Source organism: Pseudomonas sp. H2_A10 (assembly GCF_054680085.1).
Map to the genome: position 1 here is coordinate 4,230,682 of NZ_CP162821.1, position 18,620 is coordinate 4,249,301.

An 18,620-nucleotide genomic window follows, 5' to 3' on the forward strand; every position below is an offset into this window, starting at 1 on the left:
CTTACTGACCCACTGCTATCGGGAGCAAGCCCCCTCCCACACTGAACCTTCAGCGCTTGATAAATAGTGTTCCAACAAAAAGCCCCCGCCTCTTACGAGACGGGGGCTTTTGGTTTAGCCGCTAAATCAAGCCGGTTGCAGCACCGACTGACCGCTCAACGCCAGGTCCAGCAGTTCACGGTTGGCGACCGCATACATGGCGTAGTCCGTGCCGACCGCGGCACGGATTTCCACCATCATGGCGCGCCAGCGATCGGCCATGTCCTGGTGCTGCTCAAGCCACAGGGCCACGCGGGCTTCCATGTCTTGTGGCGCATCGGCCATTTGCAGTACCGAGATGGTGATCGCGCGTTGCTGCCAGTCCACATCGTCACGGAACGCTTCGCGCGCCTGGGCCTGCCAGTTGTTGGCCACGGGCAGATCACTGATCTGCTGCAGGTACCACGGCAAGTCCAAAGCGCTGCCGACGGCGAAATAAGCCTTGGCCACTTCGGCGGCGTCATGCCCGGTCACGTCGGCGGCTTCGATGATCGGCAGCAAGGTGTACAGGTGGGTGGTACCTGCAACCATGCGCGCCAACAACTCCGGTACGCCGGCCTGGGTGTAGGCCTGGTAGCGGTTCTGCCAGCCTTCACGGGTCGGGCCTTCCAGCAACTCGTCGAGCTTGAGCCCCAGCGCGGCCAGGTGCGGACCGAAGTGCGCGGTGTCACGGCCAGCATCCTGCTCGTTGCGACGGCTGCGCAGGAACCAGCGCGTAGCACGACGGCCCAGGCGCATCAGCTCGTCCATCAGCTCCAATTGCACGTCTGCCGAAACCTGGTGGTCCAGGGCTTCGATCTGACGGAACCAGTGCGGGAGGTGGAAGATGTCGCGCACGATCACATATGCGCCCGCCACGTTCGCCGGGCTCATGCCGGTCGACTCTTTGAGTCGCTGAACGAAGGTGATGCCCATGTGGTTGACCAGGTCGTTGGCGATCTGGGTGCTGACGATCTCGCGCTTCAAACGATGGCGACGCATGGCTTCGCCGAATTTCGCCACCAGACTCGGTGGGAACGCGGTTTCCATATCACGGGTGAGGTAGTCGTCATCCGGTACCAGCGACTTGAGCAACGCTTCCTTGAGGTCGATCTTGCTGTACGAGATCAGTACCGACAGCTCCGGACGGGTCAGGCCCTTGCCGGCGGAGGCGCGCTCGGCCAACTGGTCTTCAGTCGGCAGGTACTCAATGGCCCGGTCCAGCTTGCCACGGCCTTCCAGATCGCTCATCAGGCGCTTGTACTCGGCAGCTCGCTCGTAAGCCTTGCGGGCAGCCAGGGACAGGGCCTGGGTTTGCTTGTAGTTGTTGCCCAACACCAGGCTGCCGACTTCGTCGGTCATGCTCGCCAGCAACTGGTTGCGTTGCTTGTCGGTCATGTCACCGGCCTGCACCACTTCGTTGAGCAGGATCTTGATGTTCACTTCGTGGTCGGAGCAGTCCACGCCACCGGCGTTGTCGATGAAGTCGGTGTTGGAGCCGCCGCCATTGAGGCCGAATTCCACGCGACCCAGCTGGGTCATGCCGAGGTTGCCGCCCTCGCCCACCACCTTGCAGCGCAGCTCGTTGCCGTTGACGCGCAACGCATCGTTAGCCTTGTCGCCCACATCGGCGTGGCTCTCGGTGCTGGCCTTGACATAGGTGCCGATGCCGCCGTTCCACAACAGGTCCACCGGCGCCTTGAGCAAGGCGTTCAGCAGTTCGGTCGGGGTCAGCTTGTCGGCCTGGATGTCGAAGCGTTCTTTCATCTGTGGCGAGATGGCAATGCTCTTCGCGCTACGCGAGAAGATACCGCCACCTTCGGACATGATGCTGGTGTCGTAGTCGGTCCAGGCCGAACGCGGCAGCTCGAACATGCGCTGGCGCTCGACGAAGCTGGTGGCCGGGTTCGGGTTCGGGTCGATGAAGATATGCAGGTGGTTGAAGGCCGCGACCAGTTGCAGCTTGTCGGACATCAGCAAGCCGTTACCGAACACGTCGCCGGCCATATCGCCGACGCCGACCACCGTGATGCTGTCTTCCTGCACGTTGATGCCGCGCTCACGGAAGTGACGCTGCACACCCACCCACGCGCCCTTGGCGGTGATGCCCATCTTCTTGTGGTCGTAACCGGCGGAACCGCCGGAGGCGAACGCGTCGCCCAGCCAGAAGCCGTAGTCGATAGCGATGCCGTTGGCGATGTCGGAGAAGGTCGCAGTGCCCTTGTCCGCCGCCACCACCAGGTACGGGTCATCGTCGTCATGACGCACGACGTTGGCCGGAGGCACCAGGGCGCCGTCCTTCAGGTTGTCGGTGATGTCCAACAGGCCGGAAATGAAGATGCGGTAGCACGCGATGCCCTCGGCCGCGATCTCGTCCCGGCTGCCGCCCAACGGCAGGCGACGCGGCAGGAAGCCGCCCTTGGCGCCCACCGGCACGATCACCGAGTTCTTCACTTGCTGGGCTTTTACCAGGCCCAATACTTCGGTGCGGAAATCTTCTTCACGGTCGGACCAGCGCAGGCCGCCCCGCGCCACGTTACCGAAGCGCAGGTGCACGCCTTCAACTCGTGGCGAGTACACAAAGATTTCAAACTTCGGCACCGGCTTGGGCAGCTCGGGGATGGCACGCGGGTCGAACTTGAAGCTGAAGTACGACTTGTTCTGGCCGTTGGCGTCGGTCTGATAGAAGTTGGTGCGCAGGGTGGCCTTGATCAGGTCCAGGTAGCGCCGCAGGATGCGGTCCTCGTTGAGCACCTGAACGTCGTCCAGGGCGCTGAGGATCGCTTGCTCCAGGCGTTGCTGCTTGTCTTCCAGGTCATCGGCGGTGAGCTTGCGCGCCAGGTAGAAACGGGTCTTGAACAACCGGGTCAACTCGCGGGCGATGTCGGTGTGGTTGTTCAGGGTGCTGGCGATGTAACCGAGGTCGAAGCCCAGGCGGATCTGCTTGAGGTAACGCGCATAGGCACGCAGCAGCGCGACGTCGCGCCATGGCAGGCCGGCGGTGAGTACCAGGCGGTTGAACGCATCGTTCTCGGCATCGCCATGCACGATATGCACGAACGCGTCCTGCAAGGTGTCGTTGAGCTGCTGGATATCCAGGTTCACGCCTTCGGCGGCGATGAACGCAAAGTCATGGATCCAGAACTCGCGGCCATTGGCGTGGCGCAGGCGATACGGGAACTCGCCCAGCACGCGCAAACCGAGGTTTTCCAGGATCGGCAGCACGTCGGACAGCGCCAGCGGCGTGTCGGCGTGGTAGAGCTTGCAATGCAGCTCACGCTGGCCGGAGACCTGGCCAAGCGGCTGGTAGAAGCTCATCACCAGTGGGTTGGCTTCGGTCAGGCTGAGCAGGTGCTGCATGTCGACCACCGCCGAATGCGCGGCGAAACGCTCGCGGTAACCGGCGGGAAAGCCTTTCGGGAAGTCCGCCAGCACGTTGGTGCCGTGGGCTTCGCCGAAGCTCTCCACCACCAGGCTGGAGTAGTCGTCCTGCCAGCTGCGGCAGGCCTGTACCACTTCTTTTTCCAGTTGCAGCGGGTCGATATCGAGGCGGTTCTTCGGGTCTACCCGCAGAATCAGCTGGACCCGGGCCAGCACGGATTCGGAGAAGAAGGTCCAGAACTCGCAGTCCGAGGCTTTCAGGCGATCCATCAGCACTTGCTGGATCTTCTGGCGCACTTCGGTGGAATAGATGTCGCGCGGCACATAGGCCAGGCAGTAGCAGAAACGCCCGTACGGGTCTTTGCGCAGGAACACGCGGATCTTATTGCGTTCCTGGATCTGCACAATCGACATCACGGTGCTGAACAGCTCGTCGACCGGGGTCTGGAACAGGTCATCCCGCGGCAGCACTTCAACGACTTGTGCAAGCTCCTTGCCCAAGTGCGCCTTGGCCTGGAAGCCCGAGCGGCGTTCGATCTCGGCGACCTTGCGGCGGATGTACGGAATAACCCGCACGCTTTCGCCATACACCGACGAGGTGTACAGGCCCATGAAGCGGCATTCCTTGACGACCTTGCCGTCGGCGTCAATCTCGCGGATCGACACGTAGTCCGGGTAGGCCGGGCGGTGCACGCGGCTTGGGTGCGCGGCCTTGGCGAACGACAGCACGGTCGGTTCACGCAGGTACGACACGGCGTAGTCTTCGATGCGCAGGTCATCGGCGGTGAGGCCGGCGCGCAGCAGCTTGGTCAGACCGAGGAACGAGCCGGCGTCATATTCGATATGACCGCCGTCCGCCTCGTCACGTACCACGAATTCTTCATAGCCAAGGAAGGTGAAGTGGTTGCCCACCAGCCATTCCAGGAAGTTCTTGATCTCGGCTTTTTCTTCGCCGTCGATGCTGAACCGGCTGGCGTCGATCCCGGCGAGCAGGTCCTGGACCTTGGCTTTCATCGGCTCGAAATCGGCCACCGCCACGCGCACTTCGCCCAATACCTGTTCGAGTTCCTTGCTCAACACGCTCAACTCGGCGGTGTTGGCGCAGCGGTCGATTTCCAGGTACATCAGCGATTCTTGCTCGATGCCTTCGCCCTGGGTGCCTTTTGGCAGGACTTCCAGCAACTCGCCCTTCTTGCCACGGCGCACGCTGAGTACGGTGGTTTGCAGGGTATGGATGCTGTAGCCACGGCGATTCAGCTCGGTGCGTACCGAGTCCACCAGGAATGGCAGGTCATGGTGCAGCACTTCGACCGCGGTGTGGGTCGACTGCCAGCCATGACGTTCGTAATCGGGGTTGTAGACCCGCACTTGCGGTTGGGTGTGATCAAAGCGCTCAAGCAGGCGCCAGGCAGACAGGGTGCAACCGGCCAGGTCGGAAAGGCGACGCTGGGTCAGTTCGTCCAGGGAAATGATGCCGAAGAATTGTTCAGCGAACAGCGCCACTTGTGGCAGTGCCTGTTCACTGATGTGCTGCGCCAGTGCCGCTTGCAGTTGATGCTGGAAGTCGGCCTTGCTGGCTGCGGTGAAGAACGCCATCTGTGGTACTCCGCTTGGGCTTGTTATTGATGGAAGCGTCGCGTGTTATCCCCTTGCGGGGAGACCGTCAGCTCTGATCGCTGGTAGCCAGTTAAGCACCATAAACGAATCAGGGTGACAGGTGGGTGAAGCTGGACAGGACAGTCAGGTCACATACAACTTCCATAAGATGCGCACCTTGCCGGGTGACGGTACGACGGGCAGGTCAGGCGCCTGGAACGTGCACATCCGTTGCGCAGCTTAACGAGTGTAGAAGCCCTGCTCTTGCAGCGCTGCGACATATTCGGTCATCGGTAAGCAGGCTAGGGGTTGCGACGGGTGCAACCTGGGATTTGCGGCGGATAAACAGGCAATTTTCAAACCCGCGAGTACCGAAAATGACTGGTTTGGCCCGTAAGGTCATGCCCCGGTTGTGACAGGGCATGCAGCGAAAAATTCGCCGCAATGGCACAATTACCCCGCGCAACGCCCTACCCCACACAGGATTCCCCATGCTGCAGCTGAAAACCGACGCCCTGATGGCCACCCCGTGCGACGAAGAAGAAGACAACATGGCCATGCTCTGCTGCCACGGTAAAAACGGCGAGATGTTCATGCTCAGCCGTTACCCTGATGAAGATGAGGTTGAGCTGACCTGGGATTACGAGCCGTCAACCCTGGATGGGCTGAAAGTCACCTTGAGTGACACCACCCTGGTGATTGAGCTGGCGGCGGGCGATGCCGATGCGCTGGGTGGCAAGGACCAGTTGGCGATCACCCACGCCACGGCTGCCTCCGACCTGGCCGAGGTAGAGACAACCCTGCGAAACATCCTCAACGGAACCGGCACCTTCACCCGGACCTAAGCTGCACCAACGATCAAATGTGGGAGGGGGCTTGCTCCCGATAGCAGTGTGTCAGTCAGCTTATTTGTAGCTGATACACCGCTATCGGGAGCAAGCCCCCCCCACATTGATCGTGCTCCTACACAAAATTCCTACAAGTTTTGCCAAAAATACCCGTCACTCCGTTAGTCGCCTTACCCCGCGATGCATTAAAGTAAGCGCCCCAGGCCGGTGTTTTTTCCCTGACACCCAGGCTCATCTTTCCAGGAACCGTCATCGATGGAACATCGTGAAGCGCTGCTTGCGCTGCGAACCTTTCTTTCTACGCAGATTCTCGGCCAGGAAAAACTCATCGATCGCCTGCTGATCGCCCTGCTCGCCGACGGCCATATGCTGGTAGAAGGCGCGCCGGGGCTGGCCAAGACCAAAGCCATCAAAGAGCTGGCCGAGGGCATCGAAGCGCAGTTTCATCGTATCCAGTTCACCCCCGACCTGTTGCCCGCCGACATCACCGGCACGGAGATCTATCGCCCGGAAACCGGCAGCTTTGTGTTCCAACAGGGGCCGATCTTCCACAACCTGGTGCTGGCGGACGAAATCAACCGCGCGCCGGCCAAGGTGCAATCGGCACTGCTCGAAGCCATGGCCGAGCGCCAGGTCAGTGTGGGGCGCAGCACCTATGACCTGTCGCCGCTGTTCCTGGTGATGGCCACGCAAAACCCTATCGAACAGGAAGGCACCTACCCGCTGCCCGAAGCGCAGCTCGACCGTTTCCTGATGCACGTCAAGATTGGTTTCCCGGACGCGGCCGTGGAGCGGCGCATCCTGCAACAAGCCCGTGGCGAAGCGCTCAACGGCGAAACCAAGCCCGAGCGCCGCGTCAGCCAGCAGGCAATCTTCGCCGCGCGCAAGGAAATCCTCGGCCTGTACATGGCCGATGCGGTGGAGGAATACCTGGTGCAACTGGTCATGGCCACGCGCACCCCGGCCAAGTTCGACCCGGAGATGGCCGAGTGGATCGCCTATGGTGCAAGCCCCAGGGGTTCCATCGCCCTGGACCGTTGCGCGCGCGCCCACGCCTGGCTGGCCGGGCGTGACTTCGTGAGCCCGGAAGATATCCAGGCCGTGCTGTTCGACGTGCTGCGCCACCGCATTATCCTATCGTTCGAGGCCGAAGCCGCCGGCATTGACCAGGACCGCGTGGTGCAACGCATTCTCGACGTCGTTGCCGTCGCTTGAAGCCGATGAACGCCAGCGATGGTATCCGCGTCACGCTCAGTGAGTTGATTGAGATGCGCCACCGCGTGCGCGAAGTGCAGCTGTTTTCCACGCCCAGTCAGCGCAGCCCATTGATCGGCCTGCACCACTCCAAGCTGCGTGGGCGCGGGGTCGACTTCGACCAAGTGCGCGTGTACCAGGCCGGCGACGATGTGCGCACCATCGACTGGCGGGTCACCGCACGTACCCAGGAGCCGCATACCAAGCTGTTCCACGAAGAGCGTGAACGCCCGATTTTCATCATGGTCGAGCAAAGCTGCCGGCTGTTTTTCGGTTCGGGGCAGATGTTCAAATCCGTGCTCGCGGCCCAGGCGGCCAGCCTGATCGGCTGGGCGGCGCTGGGGCATAACGACCGGGTCGGCGGGTTGGTGTTCGGCGACAACGAGCACTACGAAATCAAACCGCGACGCAGTAAACAAAGCCTGTTGCAACTACTGAACCGCCTGGTGCGGGTCAACCAGAGCCTCAACACCGAAAGCCGCCCGGAAGCCGACGCCCTGGGTATGGCCCTGCGCCGTGGCCGCGAGGTGCTGCGCCCCGGCAGCCTGGTGATCGTGATTTGCGATGAGCGTGCGTTGAGCGAAGGTGCCGAACAACAGTTGAGCCTGCTGTCACGCCATTGCGACCTGCTGCTGTTACCGGTCTCTGACCCGCTGGACCATGCCCTGCCCGCCGCCGGGCTGCTGCGTTTTGCGCAGAGAGGCGCACAGTTGGAACTGGACACGCTCAATTTTGATTTGCGCCAGGCCTACAAAGCCCAGGCCGAAGCACGCATCGCCCGCTGGGAATTGCTCGCACAGAAGCTGCGCGTGTTGCTGATGCCCTTGAGCACCCAGAGCGAAATGGTCGAGCAACTGCGCGAATACCTCAACCCGCAACGCCCGGCTAAAAAACAATGAGCAACCTCGACCAACTGCAACCGCTGATCGCCCCGCCGCCCATCGGCTTCTGGCCACCCGCGCCGGGCTGGTGGGTGTTGCTGCTGGTAATCCCTCTGCTCGGTTGGGGGTTATGGTCGCTGCGCCGTTTTGTGCCCGCGCGGCGCCCGCTGGCGCGTGCCGAACAACCGCTGGACCCGCTGCGCATCGCCGCCCTGGCGGAACTGGCACTGATGCCCAAGCCCTACGACGGCGCGCCTGCCGGTGCCTGGCTGCAACAACTCAATGGCCTGCTCAAGCGCCTGTGCCGCAACGACTACCCCTATAGCCAGAGCCACACCCTCAACGGGCGCAAATGGCTGGCATTCCTCGACAACCGTTGCCCGGCCGCCGGCCTCACGCGCTGGATGGTGCTGGTGGAAGGCGCCTACAAGCCCGAATGCAAACTCGACGACAAGGCCATCGCCGGCCTGACCCAGGCCGTCGACACCTGGATTCGCAAACATGTTTGAGTTCGCCTGGCCGTGGATCTTCGCCCTGCTGCCCTTGCCCTGGTTGATGCGCTTGATCCTGCCGGTGGCCGACAGCGGCGAGCCGGCACTTAAAGTCAGCTACCTCGGCGACCTCGAAGGCCTAGCCCGGCGCCGTGCCCGCGCGAACCTGCCGGGCTGGCGCCAACAAGCGCCGTTCGTGGTGCTGTGGCTGCTGCTGTTGAGCGCCGCCGCACGCCCGCAATGGTTGGGTGAACCGCTGCCGATTGCCGCCAGTGGCCGCGATTTGCTGGTGGCGGTGGACGTGTCCGGCTCCATGGATTTTCCCGACATGCACTGGCAGGACGACGATGTAAGCCGACTGAGCCTGGTCAAGCACCTGCTCGGTGACTTCCTTGAAGGCCGCGACGGCGACCGCGTGGGCCTGATCCTGTTCGGCAGCCAGGCCTACCTGCAAGCGCCGCTGACGTTCGACCGGCGCACCGTACGCACCTGGCTGGATGAAGCGCGCATCGGCATCGCCGGCAAAAACACCGCCATCGGCGACGCCATCGGCCTGGCGCTCAAACGCCTGCGCCAGCGTCCGGCGCAAAGCCGCGTGCTGATCCTGGTCACCGACGGCGCCAACAACGCCGGGCAGATCGACCCGCTGACCGCCGCGCGCCTGGCGGCCGAAGAAGGTGTGAAAATCTACCCCATCGGCATCGGCGCCGACCCGGAGCAAACCGGTTCCCTGGGCATCCTCGGCGTCAACCCGAGCCTGGACCTCGATGAACCGGCGCTCAAGGCCATCGCCGCAGCCACCGGCGGCCAGTACTTTCGTGCCCGCGACGGCGAAGAACTGCAAACCATCAAGCAGACCCTCGACCGACTCGAACCCGTCGAACAACAACCGACCCAGGCGCGCCCGGCCCAGGCGCTATACAGTGGCCCATTGGCGCTGGCGCTGATTCTGAGCATGTTGCTGGTGATTCAGGAACGTTGGCCGAACAATGCGCTGCAACGCTGGTTCAACAAACTGTCGAGCAAGGGGATCTTCCTGCAACAGCACCCGCAATGGCGTCAGCGCCTGCAACGCCTGCGTTTGCGGAGGCGTCGATGATCGACCTGTGGCCGCACTGGTTCCGTCCCTGGTGGCTATTGCTGCTGCCGCTGCTCGGCTGGTTGCTGTGGCAGTTATGGCACCGGCAAAAACGCGCCGGCCGCTGGCAGATGCTCCTGCCGCCGGCCTTCCATGCCGTGCTGCTCAGCGGTGGCAATGGCCGCGAGAGCAAATCCCCCTGGGTGGTGCTTGGCATGGCCTGGCTGCTGGCCGTGCTGGCATTGCTTGGTCCCAGTTGGCAACGGGTGGAACAAACCAGCCAGAAGCCTTCCGACCCGTTGGTCGTGTTGCTGGAGCTGACCCCGGAAATGCTCGCCACCGACAGCCCGCCCAATCGCCTGGAGCAGGCACGCCGCAAACTGTATGACCTGCTGCAGGCGCGCAGCGATGCGCAAACCGCCATCATCGTGTACGCCGGCAGCGCCCACACCCTGGTGCCGCTGTCGGACGACCTGGCCACCAGCCGCAACCTGCTCGAAGCCCTGCGCCCCTCGATCATGCCCGAGCCCGGCCACCGCGCCGACCTGGCCGTGGAGAAGGCCCTGGGCCTGCTCAACCAGAGCGGCCTTGGCCAAGGGCGCCTGCTGCTGATCGGCTCGTCGTTGTCCAAACAGGAACGCCAGGGCATTCGCCTACTGCTGCAAAGCAACCCGTCGCCGCCCTTGTCGATTCTGGGCATCGGCAGCCGCGAAGGCACACCGGTGACCCAGGAAAGCGGCGAGTTCCTCAAGGACGAACAAGGCGCGATCCTGGTGCCGCGCCTCGACAGCCCGACGCTCAAGGCCTTCGCCAGCGAGATGGGTGGGCGTTACCGTGCGGCGCGCCTGGACGACAAAGACCTGCGCCAGCTCGGCGTGCTCGACCCGCCGCAAGCCCTGCGCAACGACGGCCAGTTGCTGCACCTGGACACCTGGGCCGACCAGGGTTACTGGCTGCTGCTGCCCTTGCTGCTGCTGGCGGCCTGCGCCGGTCGCCGTGGCTGGCTGCTCTGCCTGCCGCTGCTGCTGATGGCCGCGCCGCAGCCCAGCTATGCTTTTGAGCTTCAGGACCTGTGGCTGCGCCCCGACCAGCAAGGCCAATACCTGCTGAAGAAAAAGCGCCCGGCCGAGGCCGCCGAGCATTTTCAGGACACCCAATGGCAAGGCGTGGCGCTGTACGAGGCCGGCAACTATGCCGAGGCCATCAAACGGTTTGCCGGGGGCAACGACGCCTACTCCCATTACAACCGCGGCAACGCGCTGGCCAGGTCTGGTGAGCTGGAAGCCGCCATCGACGCCTACGAACAGGCCCTGGAAGCCCAGCCCGACCTGCAACCGGCGCTAAAAAACAAGGCCCTGGTGGAAACCCTGATGCAGCAGCAGCCGCAGCCCGAGCCCGAGCCGCCGGCAAAAAACGAAGATGACGAAACCACCCAACCCGGCCAAACTGCGCAACCGGGTGCCACGGGGCAAAACGCCACGGGTGGCGAGGAATCGGCCCAGGGCCAGGGCGAAGCCGGCGCCGGTGATACCCAGGCCGGCGCCCCGACGCACACCGGCAATAACGAAGTACCGGGCAGCGAGCTGGGCGACGAGCGCACCACCACGCCGCCGCTGCTTCCCGCCAACGCCAGTCTCGACGGCGAACATCGCCAAGCCCTGGAACAATGGCTGCGGGAGATCCCGGACAACCCCGGCGAGCTGCTGCGCCGCAAATTCTGGTACGAACAGCAACAACATCAGGACAAGACTCGATGAGCCGCCGCACCACCCTTCTGCTTCTGCTCGCGTTATCGGCAAGCGACGCCCAGGCGGCGAACCTGGTTGCCAGCGTCGACCGCAGCCGCCTCAATTCCGGCGAGACAGTAGAACTGACGGTGGAATCGAGCGACGTCACCCAGTTCGGCAAGCCCGACCTGTCGCCGCTGGATGCGCAGTTCGAAGTCAGCGGCACGCGCCAGCTCAACCAGCTCACCACCCTGGGCGGAGATAATCACGCCACCACGCGCTGGATCATCACCCTGCTGCCCAAGGAAAACGGCACGGTGGTGATCCCACCGTTGCAGGTGGGCGACTACCAGACCCAGCCGATCAGCCTGCAAGTGATGGAAACCGCCAGCCAGAACACCAACGCCGAACTGGCGCCGGTGTTTGTCGAGGCCAACCTCGACCAGACCAGCGTGTACGTGCAGGCCCAGGCGCTGTTGACGGTGCGCGTGTACCACTCGGTGTCGCTGTATGACGACAGCAGCCTCACCCCCTTGCAAATTCCCGATGCACGCGTGGAGCAGTTGGGCGAGTCGCGTACCTACGAAAAAGTCATCAACAGCATCCGCCACGGCGTGATCGAAACCCGCTATGCGATCTACCCGCAGCACAGCGGCACCCTGGATATTCCGACGCAGACCTTCAGCGCCACGTTGGTGGAACCCCGCCCGCCACAAGAAAACACCCTGCAAGGCACCAAGCCCGGCAAGCTGATCCACGTGAGTTCGGCGCCGCTGGCGTTGGCGGTCAAGCCCAAGCCGGCGCTGTATCCGGCCGACACCCCCTGGTTGCCGGCGCGCAGCCTGACCCTGAGCGAAGGCTGGAACCCGGAGCCTGAGCATGTACAAGTCGGCGATTCCCTGACGCGCAGCCTCACGGTCAAGGCCGAAGGCCTGTCCAGCGCGCAACTGCCCGCACTGCCGAGCACCGACATCAATGGCCTGCGCCGCTACCCGGACCAACCGGTGCTGGGCAACCAGACCAGCGACCGCGGCCTGATCGGCAGCCGCGAAGACCGCGAAGCGCTGGTGCCCAACCGTATGGGTACGCTGGAGTTGCCGGCCGTTGAAGTGGTGTGGTGGAACACCCACGAAGACCACCTCGAACGCACCAGCCTGCCCGCACGCACCTTGCAAGTGGCCAACAACCCGAGCCTGATGGTGGACACGCCCGCCACACCCACCATCATCACCGCGCCGGACGATAGCCGCCTGTGGCTGTGGCAACTGAGTACCCTGCTGCTGGCCTGCACCACCCTGCTGGGCTTCGGCCTGTGGTGGCGCGCACGCTCGCAACCGGCGGTACTGCGCGCCGCGCAAACCGGCCCCAGCCCACGCACCTTGCTCGACGACCTCAAGCGCGCCACCCAGGCCAACGACCCGCACGCCACCCGCCAGGCCCTCGACGCCTGGGCGCGCCAACAGCCGGAAACCCTGGCCGACATGGCGGCCCGGTTTGTACCGCTGTCGGACGCGCTGGATGGCTTGAACGGCGCGCTGTACAGCGAGAGCGGCCAGTATTGGCTGGGTGAAGACTTGTGGCGGGCGATCAAGGCCATTCCAATGGCCGAGCGTGAACTGGAAACGGCAGCGGATGCCACCAGCTTGCCGCCGCTGTATCCCAAATGACCCACTCTCTCTGGCATCACAAAATGCCTGTGGGAGGGGGCTTGCTCCCGATGGCGGTGAGTCAGTTACAGATAAGCCGGCTGACCCAACACTATCGGGATCAACCCTCCCACACTCGACCGGCGTCATCCCGGGCACCCCACCGGCTTTTACAGGTAAACTCCCCTCCTTTTCATCTTCTCCACGGAGTTCGCCTTGCGTCTGTTCCACACCTCCGACTGGCACCTTGGCCAAAACCTGCACGGCCAGGAACGCGACTTCGAACATGCCTGTTTCCTTGAGTGGCTGCTGCGCCAGATCAGTGACCACCACCCCGATGCGCTGCTGATCGCCGGCGATATATTCGACACGGTCAACCCGCCGCTCAAGGCCCAGGAGCGTCTGTATGACTTCATCATCAGCGCCCACGAGCAAAACCCTACGCTGACCATCGTGATGATCGCCGGCAACCACGACTCCGGTTCGCGTATCGAGCTGCCGGCGCCGCTGATGCGCCGTTTGCGCACCCATGCGCTCGGTTGCGTGCTGTGGCTGGATGACGGCCAACTGGATGCCGAGCGCCTGCTGATTCCCCTGCCGGATGCCAAAGGCAAGATCGCCGCGTGGTGCCTGGCGCTGCCGTTCCTGCGCCCCGCGCAAGTGACCGGCGCGCACCTGGGTGACGACTATCTGCGCGGGATCGGCCAGGTGCACGAGGGGTTGATCGCCGCCGCCAACGCCAAACGCAAAAAAGGCCAGGCGCTGATTGCCGTCAGCCACGCGCACATGGCCGGTGGCTCAGTGTCGCAAGACTCCGAACGCAGCCTGGTCATCGGCAATGCCGAGGCGCTGCCGGCCAGCCTGTTCGACAAAAGTGTCGGCTATGTTGCCCTCGGCCATTTGCACAAGCCGCAAAAGGTCAATGGCGAAGAGCGCATTCGTTACAGCGGCTCGCCGATTCCACTGTCGTTTTCCGAAATCGGCTACAAACACCAGATTCTCGACGTAACGTTCCAGGGCCAAGCGCTGGTCAGCGTCGAACCTATCCTGATTCCGCGCTCGGTCAACCTGCAACGTCTGGAAGCGGCGCCCCTGGCCGATATCCTTACGCAATTGGCCGACCTGCCCGACGTCGATCTGCTGGCCGAAACCCAGCGCCATCCCTGGCTGGAAGTGCGTGTGCGCCTCGACGAGCCGCAACCGGACCTGCGCCAGCAAATCGAAACCGCCCTGCAAGGCAAGGCCGTGCGCCTGGTGCGCATCGCCGCCGAATACGCCGGTAAACGAAGCAGCGAGCACCCAGACGACGAACGCTTGATCGAACTCGACCAGCTCACGCCCCAGGAGCTGTTCAGCCGCGCCTGGCAAGACAGCTACGGCAGTGAAGTGGACGAACAGACCTTTCAGGACTTCGCCGTGCTGCTCCAGGAAGTGCAACACCAGGAGGAGCAGCCATGAAGATCCTCGCCATCCGCCTGAAAAACCTCGCCTCCCTCGCTGGGCCGTTCGAGATCGACTTTACCGCCGAGCCCCTGGCCAGCGCCGGGTTGTTTGCGATTACCGGGCCGACCGGCGCCGGCAAAAGCACCTTGCTTGACGCCTTGTGCCTGGCGCTGTTTGGCGCCGTGCCGCGCCTGGGCGATACCGGCCAGGCCAAAATGCCCGATGCCGACAGCGATATTGCCATCGGCGACCCGCGCACGCTGCTGCGCCGCGGCACTGGCGGCGGCTATGCCGAGGTGGATTTTGTCGGCGTCAGCGGCCGTCGCTATCGGGCGCGCTGGGAGGCCAACCGCGCACGCGACAAGGCCAGCGGCAAGTTGCAGAACAGCCGCCAGAGCCTGATCGACCTGGACAGCGAGCAACTGCTGGCCAGCCAGAAAACCGAATACAAAACCCAGTTGGAACTGGCCCTGGGCCTGAATTTCGAGCAGTTCACCCGCGCCGTGTTGTTGGCGCAAAGCGAATTCAGCGCCTTCCTCAAGGCCAACGACAACGAGCGCAGCGAACTGCTGGAAAAACTCACCGACACCGCGCTGTACAGCCAACTCGGCCGCCGCGCGTTCGACAAGGCCAAAGAGGCCAAGGACGCCCACAAGCAGTTGCAGGACCAGGCCACCGGCGTAGTGCCCCTGGCTGCTGAAGCACGCGCCGACCTGGACCAGCAACTGGCCGACGCCCAGCAACAACTCAAGACCCGGCAGGCCCAACTCAAGCAGTTGGAGTTGCAGCACACCTGGCTCAAGGAATTGCGCGAGTGGCAGGAGCGCCAGCTCAGCGCCACCGAGCAACTGCAACGCGCCGAGGCCGAGTGGGCCGGCCAGGGCCAGCAACGCCAGGACCTCAGCCGCCTGGAACAGTTGGCGCCGCAACGCCATCACTTCGCACGCCAGGCGCAACTGAGCGCATTGCTGACGCCTCTGGCCGCGCAGATTCAGCAGCATATCGAGCAGCAGAGCGCGCTGCAGCTACGCCAGGAACAAGCCCAACAGCAGCAGGCAGCCGCCCAGGCCGCCTTGGCCGATGCCCTGAAAAACCAGGGCGATGCGGTCGCGCCGCTGCGTCAGGCTTTCGACGAACAAAGCACCCTCGCCCACTTGACCAAAGACCTGGCCAAGCGCACCGAAGAGCACCTCCAGCAGCAAACCGCCTACACCGAAGGCCAAACCCTGCTCAATGGCTTGCTCGAAAAGCAAGCGCAGGTTGCCGGGCGCCTGCAACGCCTGGGCGCCGAGCTTGAGCGCAGCACGGCCCTGGCGCCGTTGAGCGAGGGCTGGACCTACCAGCGCGAGCGCCTGCAACAACTCATGGTGATTGGCAGCCGCCTGAAAAAGGGCCAGGAAGAACTGCCGCAACTGGAAGAACGCGCCACCCGCGCCGCCGAACAACTCAGCGCACAACGCGAGTCGCTGGACCTGCTGTACCAAGAGGCCGGCGCCGAACCCCATGCGGTGGCCGAGCAGATCCAACTGCTCGCCAGCCTGTTGCAGGACAATCGCAAGCAGCAGCGCGCCTTTGAAGACCTCACGCGCCTCTGGGACAGCAGCCAACAGCTGGACCAGCAAGCCGTCACGCTGACGCAAAAACTCGCCGACGCCCAGCAACAGCGTGAACAACTCAACAAGGCCGGCCTGCAAGCCAAGGCCGAACTGACGGTCGCCGAGCAGACGCTGACAGTGACCAAGCAACTGCTCGAACGCCAACGCCTGGCGCGCAGTGCCAGCGTCGAAGAGTTGCGCGAGCAGTTGCAGGACGACCAGCCCTGCCCGGTGTGCGGCAGCCATGAGCACCCGTACCACCAACCCGAAGCGCTGCTGCAAAGCCTCGGCCGCCATGACGAAACCGAAGAGGCCACGGCGCAGAAAGCCGTCGACACCCTCAAGGAACAACTCACCGAGCTGCGTGGCGAAGTTGGCGGGCTGATCGCCCAGCAAAAGGAGTTCCTGCACCAACAGGAGCAAGTGGCCGCGCAACAACAGGCGCTCCAGCCCAGCCTGGATGCACATCCGCTGGCCGCTTCGCTGTTCAACCAGGACGCCGCCAAACGTAGCCCCTGGCTGGCCCAGCAACTGGCCCAACTGACGCAAAGCATCAGCCAGGACGAACAGCGCCAGGCCGCCCTGCTCAACCTGCAACAAAACGCCGGGCGCTTGCAGCAACAATTGCAAGCCGCCCAGGACGCCAGCCAGCAAGCCCGTCAGTTGCTGGTGGACCAGCAGCGCGAACTGTCCAACGACCGCGAACGCCTCGACGAAGAACTCAACGCCTTCGCCAGCCTGTTGCCGGCCGAAACCCTGGAGGGTCTGCGCAAGGAGCCCGCGGCAACGTTCATGCAATTGGACCAACAGGTCAGCCAACGCCTGGAGCAACTGGGCCACCAACGTGATGAGCTGGCCGAGCAACAGGAACGCCAACAGGTCATCGAGAAACAACAGACCCACCAACAGCATCGCCAGCAGCAACTTGAGGCATTGGCCCAGCAGGTCGGCGAGCTGGCCACACATCAGCAAGCCGCCGAGGGAAAACTGCGCGACTTGCTGGGCGAGCACCCCAGCGCCGAACAGTGGCAGCAGCGACTGGACCAGGCCGTGGCGCAGGCGCGCCAAGGCGAAACCGACGCCAACGCGCACCTGCAAGAGACGCGCAATGCGCTGGTGCAACTGGCCGCCGACCTCAAGGCCCAACAGGAACGTCAACAGGCGCTGCTCGCCGAACAGCAGGCGCTCGACGCCAGCCTGCGCGAATGGCGCGCGTTGCAGCCCGAGCTGGATGATGCCGGCCTTGCCCGCCTGCTGGCCTTCGACGACGCGCACCTCAACGCGCTGCGCCAGCAATTGCAACACAGCGAGAAGGCCGTGGAACAAGCCAAGGTCCTGCTGCAAGAGCGCGAGCAGCGCCTGGCCGAACACCAGGCCCTGCACAACGGCAACCTGCAAGCCGAACAACTGGACAGCGCCCTCGCCGCCCTCAACCAGCAACTGGCCGAGGGCGACAAACAGGTGGCTGAACTGCGTGCGCGCCAGGCCGAAGACCAGCGGCGCCAGGACGCCAACAGCGCCCTGGCCGACCAGATCGCCAGCGCCTACGACGAGTGGCAACGCTGGGCGCGCCTGAATGCACTGATCGGCTCGGCCACCGGCGATACGTTCCGCAAGATCGCCCAGGCCTACAACCTTGACCTGCTGGTGCACCACGCCAACGTGCAACTGCGCCAACTGGTGCGACGCTACCGCCTCAAGCGCGGCGGCAGCATGCTGGGCCTGCTGGTGATGGACACCGAAATGGGCGACGAACTGCGCTCGGTACATTCGCTGTCCGGCGGCGAGACGTTCCTGGTGTCGCTGGCACTGGCTCTGGGCCTGGCGTCGATGGCGTCGAGTACGTTGAAAATCGAATCGCTGTTTATCGATGAAGGCTTCGGCAGCCTCGACCCCGAGTCGCTGCAATTGGCGATGGACGCGTTGGATGGCTTGCAGGCCCAGGGCCGCAAGGTAGCGGTGATTTCCCATGTGCAGGAAATGCACGAGCGCATCCCGGTGCAGATCCAGGTCAAGCGTCAGGGCAACGGCTTGAGCACCCTGGAGGTCAAGTGAACGAGGCGCTGCTGTATTCGTTCAGGCGCTGCCCTTATGCGATGCGGGCACGCCTGGCGTTGCGCTACTCAGGGGTCGCGGTGCGCATTCTAGAGGTCAGCCTCAAGGCCAAGCCGGCCGAGATGCTGGCGCTGTCGCCCAAGGGCACGGTGCCGGTGTTGAGCGTGAACGGGCAGGTGATTGATGAGAGCCTGGCGATCATGCAATGGGCCCTGGCGCAAAACGATCCTGATGACTGGTTGCTCCAGGGTGAGCCGAGGGTGTTGGCGCTGATCATGGAAAACGATCAAGCGTTCAAACACCACTTGGATCAATACAAATACGCCGAGCGCTACCCACAGCAACCGATGGAATTTTATCGGGCGCAGGGTGAGGTGTTCTTGCAGCGGCTGGAGGGGTTGCTGGCGCAGCGAGACTACCTGCTGGCCGATCATCTGAGCCTTGCCGATGTGGCGCTGGCGCCATTCGTGCGCCAGTTCGCCCATGTGGATCGAGAGTGGTTCGCGGCGACGCCGTATCGGCGCTTGCAGGATTGGTTGCGGCGGTTTTTGGAGTCGCCGCTGTTTATCGCCGTCATGGCCAGGCCTTAACGCAAAGTCGGAGGGGG

At 63.6% G+C, this 18,620-nt stretch carries 11 protein-coding genes; 10 read left to right on the forward strand and 1 reads right to left on the reverse strand.

Features of this window, described 5'->3' with window-relative positions; translation table 11 throughout:
• Positions 1–126: 126 nt before the first annotated feature.
• Positions 127–4,995, reverse strand: coding sequence for an NAD-glutamate dehydrogenase (locus AB4O23_RS19935; protein ID WP_017527928.1), 4,869 nt, complete (start codon positions 4,993–4,995; stop codon positions 127–129).
• 491 nt (positions 4,996–5,486) lie between these two features.
• Here AB4O23_RS19935 and AB4O23_RS19940 point away from each other — a divergent pair, with 491 nt between their 5' ends.
• The 10 genes from AB4O23_RS19940 to AB4O23_RS19985 all read left to right on the forward strand — a co-directional run bounded on the left by AB4O23_RS19940 (position 5,487) and on the right by AB4O23_RS19985 (position 18,603).
• Positions 5,487–5,840: a hypothetical protein gene (locus AB4O23_RS19940; protein ID WP_017527929.1), complete on the forward strand. Its 354-nt coding sequence runs from the start codon at positions 5,487–5,489 to the stop codon at positions 5,838–5,840.
• Between the two features lie 258 nt (positions 5,841–6,098).
• Positions 6,099–7,058 carry an AAA family ATPase gene (locus AB4O23_RS19945; RefSeq protein ID WP_003174327.1) on the forward strand — a complete coding sequence of 320 codons (960 nt, stop codon included), beginning with the start codon at positions 6,099–6,101 and terminating at the stop codon, positions 7,056–7,058.
• Positions 7,059–7,063: 5 nt separating this feature from the next.
• Positions 7,064–7,996 (forward strand): DUF58 domain-containing protein, encoded by a 933-nt coding sequence (locus tag AB4O23_RS19950; protein WP_017527930.1) that lies wholly within the window; start codon positions 7,064–7,066, stop codon positions 7,994–7,996.
• Entirely contained in the window at positions 7,993–8,487 is a 495-nt protein-coding gene (locus AB4O23_RS19955) for a DUF4381 domain-containing protein (protein ID WP_017527931.1), read from the forward strand. Before AB4O23_RS19950 ends, AB4O23_RS19955 begins: the two co-directional genes overlap by 4 nt.
• Positions 8,480–9,568 (forward strand): vWA domain-containing protein, encoded by a 1,089-nt coding sequence (locus AB4O23_RS19960; protein WP_065878425.1) that lies wholly within the window; start codon positions 8,480–8,482, stop codon positions 9,566–9,568. The genes AB4O23_RS19955 and AB4O23_RS19960 overlap by 8 nt, the downstream gene beginning before the upstream one ends.
• A complete protein-coding gene (locus AB4O23_RS19965; protein WP_135196552.1) occupies positions 9,565–11,304 on the forward strand; it encodes a tetratricopeptide repeat protein in 1,740 nt (579 codons plus the stop codon). Before AB4O23_RS19960 ends, AB4O23_RS19965 begins: the two co-directional genes overlap by 4 nt.
• Positions 11,301–12,941, forward strand: coding sequence for a BatD family protein (locus AB4O23_RS19970; RefSeq protein WP_068934807.1), 1,641 nt, complete (start codon positions 11,301–11,303; stop codon positions 12,939–12,941). Before AB4O23_RS19965 ends, AB4O23_RS19970 begins: the two co-directional genes overlap by 4 nt.
• A 195-nt stretch (positions 12,942–13,136) precedes the next feature.
• The gene (locus AB4O23_RS19975; RefSeq protein ID WP_460060332.1) at positions 13,137–14,378 is read left to right on the forward strand and encodes an exonuclease SbcCD subunit D C-terminal domain-containing protein; all 1,242 of its coding nucleotides are present in this window, start codon (positions 13,137–13,139) and stop codon (positions 14,376–14,378) included.
• Positions 14,375–18,013 (forward strand): AAA family ATPase, encoded by a 3,639-nt coding sequence (locus AB4O23_RS19980; protein ID WP_137220271.1) that lies wholly within the window; start codon positions 14,375–14,377, stop codon positions 18,011–18,013. Before AB4O23_RS19975 ends, AB4O23_RS19980 begins: the two co-directional genes overlap by 4 nt.
• On the forward strand, positions 18,010–18,603 hold the full coding sequence (locus AB4O23_RS19985) for a glutathione S-transferase (RefSeq protein ID WP_065878415.1): 594 nt from the start codon (positions 18,010–18,012) through the stop codon (positions 18,601–18,603). The genes AB4O23_RS19980 and AB4O23_RS19985 overlap by 4 nt, the downstream gene beginning before the upstream one ends.
• Positions 18,604–18,620 lie beyond the last annotated feature (17 nt).